Below are 14,816 nucleotides of genomic sequence, written 5' to 3'. Positions count from 1 at the left end.
CGCGTATGGACAACAACACGCTGCTGTTCCAGGACAAAGGTTCGGGTAGGTTTAAAGACGTCAAGATCTACCCTAACCGCATCGAGGTGCTCAAGAAGGGCACTTTTGGTGGCAAGCACACCGAGATTGTTTATCTTAAGGACATTACGGGGGTCAGCAGGATCAAGGGCCGCGACGTTTTCCTACGTAACAGGCTGTTGACTGCCTGTGTCTTTAGTCTGAGCAGCCGCTCCCAAGCTCAGGAGTTCGTGAATGCGCTGAACATGGTGATGTAGCCGATAACGGTGTTCGGGCTAAGGTAAAAATCGGGGCGCAGAACGGTATTCTGCGCCCCCCCAATTGAGTCGATGTGTCTAAAAGGCGGGCTTGCCTATTCGCTGTCGTCCCCAACGTTTTCGCGGTCATTGGCAAGCATCGCCGCGCCGGCGACCGTTGTCGCCATGGCGGCAGCGGCGAGCCCGGCGGCAATGCCGGAGCCGTCGCCCGTGTCGGCGAGTTTTCCGCCCGAGCCCTTGCCCTTGTTGCCCTTACCATTCTTATCAGCGCTGCCTGCGCTGGAACCCGTGCCGCTGCCGGTGCCGCCTGCACTGTCCGAGGCCGCTACGGTAAAGTTTGCGGCTCCGTCGCTGGCGAGCGTGTAGTTCTGCGCCGCGTCGCCCAACAGACCTTTCGCACGCACCCAATACGTCCCCGCGGCAAATGCCTCGCCCTCGGCCATTGCCGTGCCCGGAGCGCCGTCCGCGTCGTGCACAAACTCGAGCTGGGCCGTGCAGGCATCGGTTTCGAGCTTGCCCTCGAGTGATGCCGCAATCTTGGCGCGCACGTCTTCGCCGGCCTTAAGGCCTTCGAGTCCCTCAAAATGGGGCGTCAGCGCGCGTGGATCGATATCGATGGGCACAGAGCCCTGCAGCCCCGTAACGGTCTCGTTGCCCAGGGCGTCGACATCCACGTATTCGATGGCAAACGCGCTGCCAGAAGCGGCCACGTTGAGTACGTTGCTGCTGTTAACGAGGCGGAAATGACCCTCGCCAACGGTCTTGCCATCCTGGAATGAGGCATCGCTCAGCGAGTCGCCGTACGTCATGCGCATGCGGGTCGGGAGATAGTACGGGAGATAGTACGAAGCCGCCTGCTTGTGCTCCGTATCGTAATTGCGCTGATAGATGCTCCGGGCCAGCGCCGCATCAACAAAGTCGGATGCGATGATGCCAATGTGCTTGAGGTAATCTGACTTTGTATCCTCGATGCCGCTGGGATTGATGTACGGGCTCTTATACAGATGCTCGTTGACTACTCGTGCCGAGGTAAAAGGATTGCCTCCGTGCGACAAGCCCGTGCAGCTGGTGTAGTTGATAGACCAGCAACGCTCCAGGACTTTCTCCTTGGCCCCGTTATCGTCCTCGACATCTACCTCGTTGCGCGTGCGCCCGGTCGTTTCCTTCAGCGCATTATCGACCCAGCTGAGCTTGTCGGTTCCCGTGAGTTTGTACTTGTCCTGTGCGTATACCTTGGTGCAATAGGGCTCTTTGTCGCCTGTTTCCCCCGCGGCTTCAAAGCCCCGCGCGTCTTGGACGAGACACATGGAACTGCTGTCGGTGTGCACTGCGATTTTGTTATCCCATTCGGTGAGGTCGAGTCCCCACGTGTGGCCGCTTACGCTGTCGCCGTCGAGTCCAAATCGACGTAGCAGGACGATCTTTCCGCGCACCTCGCCCAGTGTGGGAACGCGGCTCGACGTATAGAACAGTTTGGGGTTGTCGTCCAAAACCTTGGCGAAAGCCGTCGTAACACTTTCGTCGGTAGCCTCGTCGTTGCCTCGTGATACAAGCATGATGAGCGCTTCTGTCGGGTTTTCGTTCAAAAACGTTTTGAAGTAGCCTATGACATCGGAGAGATGCAGATAGTTCCCGTCTTTTTTGAGTAGGTAGAAAATCCCGTGGTCGATGCCGGGGTCATCGCCCTTTCCGAGCCGGATATCGAAATAGCGAATGCCTTCGAGCAACTGCGTGGGAATGTAATCCTGCTGGCATTTTACTTGCGAGGATTGGGGCTCAGTGTCGTTGTCCACGCTGCAGGTGCCCGAATCGTGCGTACCCGGGATGCTCAGCTCGTCGAGGAACTTGTTGTCGTCGACGTATTTCATCCAACATGGTCCGTCGACGTAGCTGCTGTACGTGATCCAGTCGAGGCTGCTAACCGTGGCATCGTTCTTTTTCATGTCGTAACCGATAAGTTCGAGCTCCCACGGAATGCTCTTACTCTTATGGCAGATCTTATTGTTGTCCTGGTCTTTGCCGTTCGATTCTATTGCCAGGTACTTAATGTCTTTTTTCTCGGTTTCTTTCTCGACCGTGCGGTCTCGGATGATGTAGGTTCCGTTTGATTGACGCTCGAACGCAAAAGCGCGGCTGGGCTTGTTGTCATACTCGCCGCCCCATACGTGGATGACCTTTCCATCTTTGTCCGAGTCGTCGTCGACCGACCAAATGCTGTAGCCCGTCTTTTTATGCTCTTCGAAATTGAGCAAGGTGCGGATGGCGTACCAGTTTGTATCGTCATTCTTGGTCGTTACGTTCTCAAGGATGAGCTTGCTGGACGTGCCGTCGTTAAACAGGTGACAGACGTTGCCGCGAACGTTGCCGTCTTGGTTGACGCTCGCGGTGCGAAAATAGCCCGCGGGGCGAAGGCGAATGACGAAATTGTGGAGGCTGTCCGACGGTGCGGGTGTGTTGTCTGCAAATGCCGCTCGCAGGGGAATGCCCGGCGCTGCGGTTTCGGGCAGGCTTGCAAGTGGTGACAACGCCGCAAGCCCTAGGCCCAGCGTAAACGCTCGGCGGCTGATGGCATGGTGTTCGGTCATAACTTCTCCATTCGCAGAGTGCGGTTATGCGATAGTTTTGGTCACTATACTGCCCAGATGTTTAAAGATGCTGGTTTAATTGTCTGCGCGGCGCAATAAATCGGTGGGCGGACGTGTTGGGGTGTTTGTCGTTTTCGTACTGTTGCCACATTTGGGGCGGTTCCGGCGTCCGGCATCCTCGCGTTCGTCGGCTACAGGCATAAGAAAGGGAGGGTCGGTTTACCGGCCCTCCCTGGGTACGAAGCGCTGGGGTACCGTCGCTTGTTTGCACTGCGACCGTGTTTCCCGTTGCGCTCGCCAGTCGCTTAGCGCTTGATCTCGATATCGTCGAGCTTGACGTCCATGGCCTCGGTCTTGGCCTCGGCGATGTCGTCGGCAAATTCCAGAGACTTCATCATGGTCTCGACGGCGTCCTTGTGCTCCTCGACGTTGTCGATACGCACATACACACTGCCGCCGTCAACGTCGGTGAAGTATTCGGTCGTTACGCCGCCCGAGTGTGTATAGGAAGCGTTGCGCCAAGTCTTGCCGTTGTACTTGACGGGGTCATTCTCGGTCCACTCAAAGCTGGCATTCCACTTTGCCTCGTAGTCGAACAGTTCATCGGCGTTCTTGTCAGAGTCGAAGACGGGGATGAAGCGATCGCTGGCGTGCTCGCTCTCGGTGAACTTAAACTGGGCCCTGTCGGCGGTGTCGCCTGCGACGTCGGTGATCTCGACGCCCTCGGGGACCTCGACCTTAAACCAAATGAAGTCGGTCCTCATATCCACGGCTGGCTTTTCTGCTCCGCCGCCACCTCCACTGCCGGTAGCGCCGCCGCTGCCACCGCAGCCCACCAGGGCAACCGCGGCAAAGAGACTGATGCAGAGGGTGAGAATCGCAAAGGCCTTCTTTTTCATGGTCGTGTCCTCCTCGATCTGTAACCGCCCATGGATTACCTGCCTTTACTGTACGCGTGGACGGCTCGCTAGGGTGGGCCATGTGTCCCATTCTGAGGGCCGGATTTGCGCCGTTAAGTGGCAATATGCACGGGTCCAAAAGAGGGGAGGGCCGGTGCTGTCGGCCCTCCCCGGGTTGGGCGCCCGTTGTTTTAATGGGGCGCATGTGCGCGGGTGCGCGTAGGCGCGTGCGGGTGTCCCGTTACTTGATCTCGATGCTCGAAATCTCGACTTCGCGTGCCTCGGAAACTGCCTCTTCCATGTCATCGGGGAACTCGATGGAGTTGAGGAGTGCCTCGGCTTCTTTCTTGTGCTGGTCGAAGTTCGAGATGAGGACGTAGACGCTTCCCGGCTCAACATCGGTAAAAAGCATGGTTGAGATGCCGCTGTTGTCCTCGTATGTTCCGACGAGCCACGTCCTGCCGTTATACTCGACGGACCCGCCATCCTTCCACTGGAACGTATCCCCCTTCTTTTCCGCCTGGTCGGCGTGGGATTCCTCGGCCGTCAGCGCTTTTTTCCAAACGGGGATAAAGCGATCGGCCGAGGCGTTCTCGTCTTCGGGGAAGGTGAGCTGGACCCTGTCGGCATTCTTGCCGGCAGAGTCGCTTACGCCGACGCCCTCGGGCATCTCGACCTTAAACCAGATGTAGTCGGTCTTCTTGGCGACGGGGGCCTTTTCCTTGCTCTCGCTCTTGGGGGCGCTGCCGCCGCCCGATGCGCTCCCGCCGCAGCCCACAAGGGCGAGCGCGGCAAAGAGGGCGATGCAAAGGGAAAGGATTGATAGGGTCTTTTTCATCATGGTGGCGTCCTCCTTGTCTGCTGATGACATCACGGCGCCGCATGCTGTTGGGGTACTGATTGCGCTGGCGGCGGATGTCTCTGTGTACTGTGCGACTTATGCCTCCGTTCATCGCTTGTGGCCGTTGCGCGGCCGTTCCCCAACGGGTTCCTTACTTATAGATATGCCCCAGCTTGTGCTGCTCGGGAGTCTCGAAAGGTGGGCCATGTGTCCCATGTTTGCGTTGGCATGGCCTATCGTGTGCCATAGAAATCCGCGATGGCCAGGTGCGCTGACGCTCGCGTACTTATGGGCTAGACTTAGCACCATTACGTGATCGATGCGGTCGGCCGGCGTCGGCCGCCCGACCGATATATATGACTTGAAGGTGCGTGTGCGTATGAGCCAAGAGATGATGGATAAAACCTGTCGCGGTTTTGCCGAGGCGCTGGCCGCGCGCGAGCCAGTTCCCGGTGGTGGCAGCGCGAGCGCTTTTGTGGGCGCGCTGGGCGCCTCGCTGTGCGGAATGGTTGCCCGCTACGGTGCGACCAATCCCGCGCTTGCTGATCGTGCGGATGACCTGACGCGTGCGTTTGCCCAGGCAGACGAGTTGGCGCAGGAGCTTGTGGGTCTGGTCGCCGAGGACGTTCGTGCGTACGGCCAGGTGTCCGCTGCGTACGGTATTCCGCGTGAGGACCCGGCCCGACCGGCTGCGATTCAGGATGCGCTGCATGTGGCCGCTATGCCGCCGTATCGCATTATGGATGCCTGCGGGCGCGCACTGGCGCTGCTCGAGGACATGGCCGACAAGGGTTCGCGTCAGCTGCTGTCCGATGTGGCGTGCGGCGCCGTATTCTGCCGCGCCGCCATGCAGGGCGCGAGCTTGACGCTCTTTGCGAACACCACGTCTATGAAGGATCGTGCACGCGCCGAGGAGCTCGAGACGGCGTGTGATGAGTTGCTCGACACATGGTTGCCGCGCGCCGATGCGCTGGCGCGCCGCGCCTCCGACGCTGCAAGAAAGAGGGGATAGCCATGGCTGAGCTACTGAAGGGTGCTCCCGTCGCCCGCGCTTTGACTGAGGAGCTCGCTGCCCGCTGCGCTGCGCTGCGCGAACGCGGTGTTGTTCCGACGCTTGCTATCGTGCGTGTAGGTGAACGCGAGGACGACCTGTCCTACGAGCGCGGTGCCCTCAAGCGCTGCGAGAAGGTTGGCATTGAGGCTCGCCGCGTTTTGCTTCCTGCCGATGTTTCGCAGGACGAGCTGTTGACGGCCGTCGAGGACATCAATACCGATTCGGCTGTTCATGGCTGTCTGATGTTCCGCCCGCTGCCCGCCGGCCTTGACGAGAACGCCGTCGCTGCAGCGCTCGATCCCGCCAAGGACGTTGACTCCATGACGCCGGCTTCACTGCTCACCACGCTTTCGGGGCGCGGCGAGGGTTTTGCCCCCTGCACAGCCGAAGCCGTGCTTGCTTTGCTGGATCATTACGGCGTTGAGCTGGATGGGGCCAAGGTTGCTGTGGTCGGACGCTCACTGGTAATTGGCCGCCCCGTTGCCGCCATGCTTACGGCGCGCAACGCAACCGTGACGACGTGCCATACGCATACGCGCGATCTTGCCGCCGAGTGCTGTGCTGCCGACATTGTGGTTGCCGCCGTTGGACGCGCGCGCACGATTGGCGCAGATGCGGTCTGCGAGGACCAGGCGATTATCGATGTTGGCATTAATTGGGACGAAGCCGCTGGCAAGCTGGTCGGCGACGTCGATTTTGATGCCGCGGAGCCGGTTGTTGGTGCAATCACCCCCGTGCCGGGTGGCGTGGGCGCCGTGACGACAGCAATTCTCGCCAAGCACGTGATCGAGGCGGCTGAGCGCGCGGTAAAATAGGCGTTTGGAGGCTGTTTAGGGGGTTGGTTAGATACCCCGTGGTCAAATAATGCCAAATATGAGTACTGTTGCCAAGTTAGTCACATATGTTTGAGATCATTTTGGTTCTTTAGCGATAAGTAATATCGTTAAAGAGCCAATTTTATTGGACGTATGGGGAATTACTAGACTCAGTTTTTGGACAGGTGAGGATTCCCGGCGCCCGGAACAGTGCAATTTGCTGCCACTAAATTTGTGACAGTACTCATATTTGGCATTTTTTGACCACGGGGGCTGCCGAGGCCGTGGTTTCGCCCTTTCTGCGCCGAAGCGATACACTGTTGCCGTTTGATTTCTTCGCTCAAGGAGGATGCGCATGCCGTGCACAACGATTCTGGTCGGTAAAAACGCAAGCTACGACGGGTCGACCCTGGTCGCGCGTAACGAGGACTCGTCCAACGGGGTATTTGAGCCCAAGCGCATGCGCGTAGTGCATCCCGACGAGCAGCCGCGTGTCTACACGAGCGTCCTGAGCCACCTGACCGTTGAGCTGCCCGATAACCCCATGCGCTATACGAGCGTCCCCGATGTTGTCCCGGGCCACGGTATCTGGGCCGAGGCCGGTTTCAACGAGCTCAATGTTGGCATGTCCGCAACCGAGACGCTCACCACCAATGAGCGCGTTCGCGGCGCCGACCCGCTCGTGGACTACGTGCCCGCCAAGGGTAACGAGGGTGAGGACGGCTATGTGCCGGCGCAGCCTGGTGGCTTGGGTGAGGAGGACATGGTGACCCTGGTCCTGCCGTATGCCAAGTCCGCTCGCGACGGCGTTCGTATCCTGGGCGACCTGCTCGAGCGCTACGGCACCTACGAGAACAACGGCATCGCCTTTAGTGATGTGGACGAGATCTGGTGGCTCGAGACCATCGGCGGCCACCACTGGATTGCCAAGCGTGTGCCCGATGACGCCTATGTGACCATGCCCAACCAACTGGGTATCGACAGCTTTGACCTGGATGACGCCGAGGGCGCCCAGGCCGACCACATGTGTTCCGCCGACCTGCGCTCCTGGATGGCCGAGTGGCATCTGGACCTGACGCTGGGCGTCGAGGGCTACGGCTCGGCTGCGGTCTTTAACCCGCGCGAGGCCTTTGGCTCGCACAGCGACAGCGACCACGTCTACAACACGCCGCGCGCCTGGTACATGCAGCGCTGCCTCAACCCCAGTGACGTGTGGGATGGCCCCGACGCCGACTACACGCCCGAGAGCGACGATATCCCCTGGAGCCGCGTGCCCGAGCGTAAGGTGACCATCGAGGACATCAAGTACGTACTCTCGAGCCACTACCAGGGTACGGAGTACGACTGCTACGGCAGCAAGGGCACGCCCGCCACGCGCGGCGCCTATCGCCCCATCGGCATCAACCGCAACAGCCAGCTCGCCGTGCTGCAGCTGCGCCCCTATGCGCAGCCGGCCTATCGCGCCGTGCAGTGGATGGCGTTTGGCTCCAATTCGTTTAACGCGCTGGTTCCGCTGTACGCCAACGTCGAGACCATGCCCGAGTACTATGCCGACACGCAGGCTCGCGTAACGTCCGAAAACTTCTACTGGGCCAACCGCCTGATCGGCGCCCTGGCCGACGTCCGTTTCCATGAGTGCGGCCGCGCTGTGGAGGACTATCAGGAGAAGGTCGGTGGCATGGGTCACAAGCAGATCCATGACGTCGACGCTGCCGTAGCCGCTCTGCCCGAGGCCGAGGTGCCTTCCGAGCTTGCACGCGCCAACGAGGCCTTTGCCGAGCGTGTTCGCGTGGAGACCGATGCCCTGCTGGGCAAGGTGCTCTTCACCACGAGCTGCGCCATGAAGAACTCTTTCGCGATGAACGACAACGTGAGGTAGGGATTTCTCGTCGATCGAATAGTGCTAAAACGCTTTGTCGCTTTCGCTCAATCTTGGGTACAAGAACGCCAATGCAGTTGTTTGTGATTGGAGACAACCATGGTTATGAAACTCGATCAGCTTGTTAACGGCGCCATTAACGTGGGCTTTGGCGCTGCCGCCGTTGCTGTCGAAGGCGGCAAGAAGGTCCTCGACGACCTTAATACCAAGGGCGAGCAGGTTCGCAAGGACGCCGGCACCCCCGATATCGCCCGTAGCGTGTCCGACATGTTCGAGCAGGCCGGCGGCACCATCTCCGACCTGACCGAGCGTCTGGGCATGCAGGGCGAGACCGCGGCCCAACGCGTGCTCGACGAGCTCATTCTGGCTCGCGTCCGCGTTATGACCGCGCCCGAGCGCACGGCCTTCCTGGCTCATGTGCGCGACATCGTCGATTCGGTCGAGGACAACGTGACCTCGGTGCCCGTCGAGTCTGTTGAGGCCGACGATGCGAAGGATACCGAAGAGGCCGAGTAGCAGCGCAGATGGCAGATTCCACCACCGATTACAACAATCTAGATCCTCTGGGTAACGAGGCGGCGGTTGTCGATGAGGTCGACGCTGCCGTCTCGGGCGCTCGCAAGAAGCCACGCGCTGTCGATAGGGTGCCCGAGGAGCCCGACGCGATGGCACCGGACGAGGAATACCAGCTCACGCCGGCGGGTCGTCGCGAACGCATTGGGCAGATTGTTCGCCTGGTCAAAAAGTACCGCGTGTGGGATAACCTCACGCCGGTTCGTTTGCGCCGCCTGCTCGAGGAACTCGGCCCCATGTTCGTCAAGATGGGGCAGATTCTGGCCAACCGGTCCGAGATTCTGCCGCAACGCTTTTGCGACGAGCTGCGTCGTCTGCGCTCCGACGTGGAGCCGGTGCCGTACGAGGTAGTGCTTCGCTGTCTGGAGGAAGAATACGGCCTGCGCCTGGGGGAGATGTTCGATGCGATCGATCCCAATCCGCTTGGTAGCGCATCGCTCGCGCAGGTGCACCGCGCTCGTCTGGTGACGGGCGAGGACGTGGCCGTCAAGGTGCAGCGCCCCGGTGCGCAGCAGGTTATGGCGCAGGACATCGATATCATCCGCTCGGTGGTGCGTATCGTTTCCAAGTTCGTCAACACCGATCAATTCGTTGACCTGCACGGCGTGGTCGAGGAGCTGTGGACCTCGTTTCGCGAGGAGACCAACTTTTTGGCCGAGGCCAAAAACCTCAACGACTTCTACGAGTTCCATAAGAGCGTTCATGGCGTGACGTGCCCTAAATCCTATCTGGACCTGTGCACCGAGCACGTGGTGGTTATGGATTACGTCGACGGCATTTCGATTGCCGATCCTGAACGCTTAGTGGCCGAGGGCTATGACTTGGAAAAGATCGGTGCCGCAATCGTCGAGGACTATTCGACGCAGGTGCTCGACGACGGCTTTTTCCATGCCGACCCGCATGCGGGAAACATCATCCTCAAAGACGGAATTGTCTACTTTATCGACTTGGGCATGGTCGGACGCATGTCGAGCCACGACCGTGGCATCGTCAAGGATATGATCTTTGCCGTGGCCGAGGGCGACGTGCCAAAGCTCAAGGATTCGCTCATGCGCTTTGCCGTGACGCGCGGCGATTCGGCCGAGCTTGACCATTCGGCCTTTTTGTCCGACTTGGACTTTATTGTTGCCGACTTTGCCGGGCTCGACCTTAAAGACCTGGATATCGGCGAGTTTTTGACCTCGCTGTTAAACCTCGCGCGCAAAAATGACGTTGAGCTGCCGAGCGTGGTGACGATGTTCGCCCGCGGCATGGTGACGCTCGAGGGCCTGTTGACCGAGTACATGCCCAACGTCAACATGATCCAGATCATCCAGACGCATATTAAAAACGAGAAAAGCACCTATGCGCGCATGCGCGAGATGAGCCGCGACTTTGCAGCGAGCAGTTATCGCGCGGCGAAGGGCTCGCTCGAGGCGGCCGAGTATCTGGGCTTGGCTTCGCGTATGCTTACGCGCGGCCAGCTTAAGGTAAACACGCAGATCATGAGCAGCGATAAGGCGCTGCGACAGCTGGGTGGGATTATCGACCGCATGTCGATGGCAATTGTGATCGCCGGTCTGTTTATCGGTTCGTCGGTGGTGTACTACGCGCGCATCGAGCCGGTTGTGTTTGGTATCCCGGTCATTGGCTTTATGGGCTACGTGAGCGCGCTGGTGCTGGCGCTTATGCTGGGCCGCAATATCTGGCTCAACAGTCACGGCGGCAAGCACTAGAGGCTGCGGCCGTCACCGCATTTTCCTATCGCAAACAATAGCTTTTACCTTGGGCTTCGCCTGCGTGCGAGGCCCTTTTGCGTGATACCATTTTGACGGTAATAATCGATGGCCTAGATGGTGGTGCGGAGACGCACGAATGCGCGGTTATCCTGCGCATTTGGGAGAATCGGGGTGCAAGTCCCCAGCTGTACCAGTAACCGTAATTCCTCTTGGCTCGGGATGCTCGCGTCGCAGATCGGACGACGTGCCCGAGTCGTTAAGGTTAAGTCGGATCGCCTCCCGTCTTGCATGCGGCTGCGGCTTTTGCCGCCGGTGTGCATAGGGCTCTGGAGGGAAGGGGGACCCCGATGGGGGAACTCGAGCGCAACATGCGCGATGACGTGGGGCAGTCTCAAGGCAACGCTCCAAGTACAGACAGTAGGAGACAAATGGATATGTTTGAGGACGAGCGCCAGCGCGTCTCGCATCGCCGTGGCGCGATTGCACGCGGTGTAGCCAAGCGCGGCCTGGTGGCATTCCTGGCCTTCGCGATGGCCTTTGGCACCACGCCGGCTCAGCTGTGGGCCGAGGGCGCCGAGGGCATTGCCGAGGCTGTGGCTCAGGCTGCGACGCCGGGCGAGGACGCAGCGCTTGCGGGCGGTACCGCTGAGCAGAGCGGCGCCGAGGTTTCGGATTCCGAGGGCGCGCCTGCAGCTAGTGCAGCCATAGCAGAGGCAGCAACTGGCGGCGAAGGCTCGGCGACGGGGGAGAGCCTGCCACGAGCGAGCAGTCTTCGACGGCATCCGCTGGCCAAGCGGGATCTGCCGCCGCGGCTGCCGTTCAGACAGAGAACCCGACAGAAACCGGCGATGTCGCCAAGAAGCAGGTCGAGGTCTCGTTCTCGATTATCGGCACCGATGCTGACGGCAAGGCTCAGACCTGGGTGGCACCTACGCAGCTCAAGCTCGACGAGGGCGCGACGGCTGCGGATGCCTTCGTTAAGCTGCAGCAGAAGACGGGCTTTAAAGCGGATTACGAACCGAACACGGCATACGGCTTCTACCTCAAAAGCATCACATCTCCGAGCGATGGTCGCACGCTTGCCTACGATCCGACGACTTATGCCTTCTGGCAGCTGTTCGTCGACGGCGCGTCTTCCTCGGTTGGCGCGAGCAGCGTCAAGCTCACCCAGGGGCAGAAGATTGAGTTTGCCTATACGGCTGGTAGCTCGTCCCCTGTCGTTAAGGACCAGGTTGCCGCAAATGTGACCGTCATTGGTCGCGATGCCCAGGGCAAGACTCAGACTTGGGTCGATAACGCGCAGTATGTGGTGACGTCCGGCTCGAGCGCGCTTGACCTTACGAAGGTCGCGCTCGAGGCGAATGATATTGACGCCGTTGCTGCGGGCTCCTTCATTCTGAGCCTTAAGTACAACGGTGTTGAGCTGGGTACGCCCCAAGATTATTCGACCTATTGGCAGCTGTTTATCAACGGCAAGTCGAGTGACTATACGGCGGACAATGTCACCATCCATGCCGGCGATACCGTCACGTGGTTCTACGGTGGCTGGGGCGACCAGTTGCCGTCCGATTCTGTCCATGCTTCTGTTCAGGTTCTCGGTAAGGACAAGGACGGCAAGCAGCAGGTTTGGGCTTCGACGGGCCAGACGAGTCTCAAGGCGGGCTCTACTGCCAAGGATCTCCTTGAGCAGACCGGCCTTAAGCTCGATGCTAGCGAATCGTCTTGGGGCTGGTTCCTCAACGGTATTACTTCGCCGTTCGACAGTAAGTCCTATGGCTGGGATGCTGCGACCAAGAGCTATTGGCGCTTCTACGTAAATGGCAAGTTCGCCGACGTTGGCGCCGGTGCCTACAAGCTCCAGGAGGGTGACGCCGTCACCTTTATGTATGGTGCTGACGCCGATGCCCTCCCCGGTCAGGTGCTTGGATCCGCCGATGTTATCGGTCCCGATGTCAACGGCAACAATACTCGCTGGGGCTCGGCAAGCAGTGTTTCTTTGCCTGAAGGCTCTACTGCCCAGAACCTTATTGAGACGGTTCTGAAGGCCAAGGGCGTTACGTACAACGGCTCCCAGAGTGGCGAGTACTGGTTCCTCAATTCCATCAAATCGCCGTTCGAAGACAAGTCGTACGGTTATGATGCTGCGACCAATAAATATTGGCACCTGTATATCAATGGAGAGCCCTCCTTACTCTGCGCCAATCAGATTACGCTCAAGAGCGGCGATAAGGTCACGCTTGCCTATACCACCGACGATTCGCCCATGCCCGATCCCGACAAGGTTGTCGTGGACCCGAGTGCGACGACTCCTGATTGGGATGCCGAGTGGGCCGGCTACGGCAACAGTGGCAACGGTTCGACCGTAACGGATGCCAAGACGCCTGCGCAGGCCGCCGGTCTTAAGTGGGCCTTCGATTGGAAGGCCGAGTCTGGTCAGCAGTATGCCAACTGCAGCGAACCTGTCATCGCCAACGGCTTTGTGTACATCGCGACCGAGAACGAGCTCATCAAGATCGATTCGTCCACGGGCAAAAAGGTTGCCTCTGCGCCGCTTGCCTCCAAGGTGAGCTATACCTCTCGTCCGATCTATACCAATGGCCTTATCATCGTTCCGCTCAACGGCGGTGCGGTCCAGGCGATTACTGCAGACAAGCTGATCTGCAAGTGGCTGACGCCTGGTTTGACGGACTTGACGCAGAGCTCCTGCACCGTCGTTTCGGACGGCGAGTACGTCTATGTAGGCTCGGTCGATATTTCGTATGACGAGAATTACAACGCGACCTACGGCAACGGCTCCTTTGCGCGCATTAAGATTGCCACGGGCGAAGTTTCTTGGCAGAACATCGACCCTGCCGAGGGCTATTACTGGACTGGTGCGGCTTTGACGGATAAGTATGCCATCGTTCCTACGAGCGCGGGTACGCTTAAGTGCATTGATAAGACGACGGGCGATGTCGTTTCGACCATGAAGCTCGGCGCTGTCGCAAATGCCGATTGCATTGCCGATCCGTCCAATGGTTCGACCTTCTATCAGATGACGCACGACGGAAAGCTCCATGTGATTTCGCTTTCGGCGAAGGGCGTGCTGAGCGAGCAGAAGACGGTTGATCTGGGCCTTACGAATAATCTGAGCGCCCCTGCGGTGTCTGGTGACAATCTGATTGTCGGCGGACAGACGGCTACTGGCTCTGCTCTGGTTCTCTATAACCTGAAGACGGGTAAGACCACGATGGTCGCTGCTGCCGACGGCAAGGCGCTGCCGGCTGGCCTCAACGGTATTGCTGCTACTCCGCTGGTGAGTGTTCAGGGCGGCAAGACCTATGTGTACTTCACCGTTAACAGCGCGGATAGCAAGGATTACGTCAACTACTCTGCTGGTGGTGGCGTGTATCGCTATACGCTCGGCGATGCAGAGGCGACGCAGATTTATGATGCGGCTGGCCATTACCAGTACTGTGACTCTCCGGTCATTGCCGATGCTTCTGGCAATCTCTACTACATTAATGATTCGGGCACGCTGTTTAAACTTGGAGCTGTCGAGTCTTGGACGGTTGCCTTTAACTCCAACGGCGGGTCTGCTTGCGACACTAAGTTTGTTGCTACGGCCGATGGCAAGCTGGTCAAGCCGGTCGATCCGACGCGCGATGGCTACACTTTCGGCGGTTGGTATACCGATGAGGCTTGCACGCAGGCGTATGACTTCAGTACGCCGGTGACGGCCGACCTGACGTTGTATGCCAAGTGGACCAAGAATGCCGTTAACCCTGGCGGTAATGGCGGTTCAGGCTCCAATGGCGGCAATGGCGGCGTTGGTTCGAATGGCGGCGGCGGTTCTAGTACCGGTACTGGTTCCGGCACTGGCGCTGGCGCTGGTTCTGGCTCCGGCTCGAAGGGCGGCGCTATTGCCCCGGGCCAGAAGCCGGTGACCAAGACGACGGTGTCGACCAAGACCGAGACCAGGGACAACAAGTCCGACAAGAAGGACTCCGATAAGTCCGATAAGAAGTCCGATTCCAAGTCCGATACGGGTGCTGCTTCCATGACCACTGCTAAGAAGTCCTCTAGTGCTTCCGAGCAGGAGACGGGCACCAACCCGCTCGCCATTGTTGGCGTTGCCGCCGGCGTCATCGGTCTCGCCATCGTCGGCGTGTTCGTGTTCACCAAACGTCGGTAGGTG

Annotated in this window: 10 protein-coding genes; 7 read left to right on the top strand and 3 right to left on the bottom strand. The window is 59.3% G+C overall.

Going from position 1 to position 14,816, the window contains the following annotated elements; genetic code table 11:
- The first annotated feature begins 5 nt into the window (after positions 1-5).
- A complete protein-coding gene (locus ACGHIZ_RS08265) occupies positions 6-275 on the top strand; it encodes a hypothetical protein (protein WP_138340451.1) in 270 nt (89 codons plus the stop codon).
- 95 nt (positions 276-370) lie between these two features.
- Here ACGHIZ_RS08265 and ACGHIZ_RS08260 read toward each other — a convergent pair whose 3' ends face one another.
- The 3 genes from ACGHIZ_RS08260 to ACGHIZ_RS08250 form a co-directional block, all read right to left on the bottom strand.
- Positions 371-2,860, bottom strand: a complete 2,490-nt coding sequence (locus ACGHIZ_RS08260; protein WP_390447415.1) for a phosphatidylinositol-specific phospholipase C — start codon at positions 2,858-2,860, stop codon at positions 371-373.
- 305 nt (positions 2,861-3,165) lie between these two features.
- On the bottom strand, positions 3,166-3,759 hold the full coding sequence (locus tag ACGHIZ_RS08255; RefSeq protein ID WP_138112914.1) for a hypothetical protein: 594 nt from the start codon (positions 3,757-3,759) through the stop codon (positions 3,166-3,168).
- Positions 3,760-4,000: 241 nt separating this feature from the next.
- Entirely contained in the window at positions 4,001-4,600 is a 600-nt protein-coding gene (locus tag ACGHIZ_RS08250) for a hypothetical protein (RefSeq protein WP_138112912.1), read from the bottom strand.
- A gap of 379 nt (positions 4,601-4,979) precedes the next feature.
- Between ACGHIZ_RS08250 and ACGHIZ_RS08245 the strand changes: the two genes are divergently transcribed.
- The 6 genes from ACGHIZ_RS08245 (at position 4,980) to ACGHIZ_RS08220 (ending at position 14,813) form a co-directional block, all read left to right on the top strand.
- Positions 4,980-5,612, top strand: a complete 633-nt coding sequence (locus ACGHIZ_RS08245; protein ID WP_161159940.1) for a cyclodeaminase/cyclohydrolase family protein — start codon at positions 4,980-4,982, stop codon at positions 5,610-5,612.
- A 2-nt stretch (positions 5,613-5,614) separates the two neighbouring features.
- Positions 5,615-6,469, top strand: a complete 855-nt coding sequence (locus ACGHIZ_RS08240; protein ID WP_195239449.1) for a bifunctional 5,10-methylenetetrahydrofolate dehydrogenase/5,10-methenyltetrahydrofolate cyclohydrolase — start codon at positions 5,615-5,617, stop codon at positions 6,467-6,469.
- 355 nt (positions 6,470-6,824) lie between these two features.
- Positions 6,825-8,348: a C69 family dipeptidase gene (locus tag ACGHIZ_RS08235; RefSeq protein WP_390447409.1), complete on the top strand. Its 1,524-nt coding sequence runs from the start codon at positions 6,825-6,827 to the stop codon at positions 8,346-8,348.
- A 105-nt stretch (positions 8,349-8,453) separates the two neighbouring features.
- Positions 8,454-8,864, top strand: coding sequence for a hypothetical protein (locus ACGHIZ_RS08230; protein WP_390447406.1), 411 nt, complete (start codon positions 8,454-8,456; stop codon positions 8,862-8,864).
- Positions 8,865-8,872: 8 nt separating this feature from the next.
- Positions 8,873-10,636 carry an ABC1 kinase family protein gene (locus ACGHIZ_RS08225; protein WP_390447403.1) on the top strand — a complete coding sequence of 588 codons (1,764 nt, stop codon included), beginning with the start codon at positions 8,873-8,875 and terminating at the stop codon, positions 10,634-10,636.
- Positions 10,637-11,561: 925 nt separating this feature from the next.
- Positions 11,562-14,813 carry a DUF4430 domain-containing protein gene (locus ACGHIZ_RS08220; RefSeq protein ID WP_390447400.1) on the top strand — a complete coding sequence of 1,084 codons (3,252 nt, stop codon included), beginning with the start codon at positions 11,562-11,564 and terminating at the stop codon, positions 14,811-14,813.
- Positions 14,814-14,816: the final 3 nt, after the last annotated feature.

The organism is Collinsella sp. i05-0019-G5, from assembly GCF_042851345.1.
Classification (GTDB): Bacteria; Actinomycetota; Coriobacteriia; order Coriobacteriales; family Coriobacteriaceae; genus Collinsella.
The sequence above is the reverse complement of the archived record's forward strand: the minus strand, read 5'-3'. Positions and strand labels throughout refer to the sequence as shown.

What these genes read in the sequence shown, in the direction of transcription:
- ACGHIZ_RS08250 (WP_138112912.1), bottom strand. Translation starts at nt 4,600, where the DNA reads ATGATGAAAAAGACCCTATCAATCCTTTCCCTTTGCATCGCCCTCTTT.
- ACGHIZ_RS08245 (WP_161159940.1), top strand. Translation starts at nt 4,980, where the DNA reads ATGAGCCAAGAGATGATGGATAAAACCTGTCGCGGTTTTGCCGAGGCG.
- ACGHIZ_RS08260 (WP_390447415.1), bottom strand. Translation starts at nt 2,860, where the DNA reads ATGACCGAACACCATGCCATCAGCCGCCGAGCGTTTACGCTGGGCCTA.
- ACGHIZ_RS08255 (WP_138112914.1), bottom strand. Translation starts at nt 3,759, where the DNA reads ATGAAAAAGAAGGCCTTTGCGATTCTCACCCTCTGCATCAGTCTCTTT.
- ACGHIZ_RS08230 (WP_390447406.1), top strand. Translation starts at nt 8,454, where the DNA reads ATGAAACTCGATCAGCTTGTTAACGGCGCCATTAACGTGGGCTTTGGC.
- ACGHIZ_RS08235 (WP_390447409.1), top strand. Translation starts at nt 6,825, where the DNA reads ATGCCGTGCACAACGATTCTGGTCGGTAAAAACGCAAGCTACGACGGG.
- ACGHIZ_RS08240 (WP_195239449.1), top strand. Translation starts at nt 5,615, where the DNA reads ATGGCTGAGCTACTGAAGGGTGCTCCCGTCGCCCGCGCTTTGACTGAG.
- ACGHIZ_RS08265 (WP_138340451.1), top strand. Translation starts at nt 6, where the DNA reads ATGGACAACAACACGCTGCTGTTCCAGGACAAAGGTTCGGGTAGGTTT.
- ACGHIZ_RS08225 (WP_390447403.1), top strand. Translation starts at nt 8,873, where the DNA reads ATGGCAGATTCCACCACCGATTACAACAATCTAGATCCTCTGGGTAAC.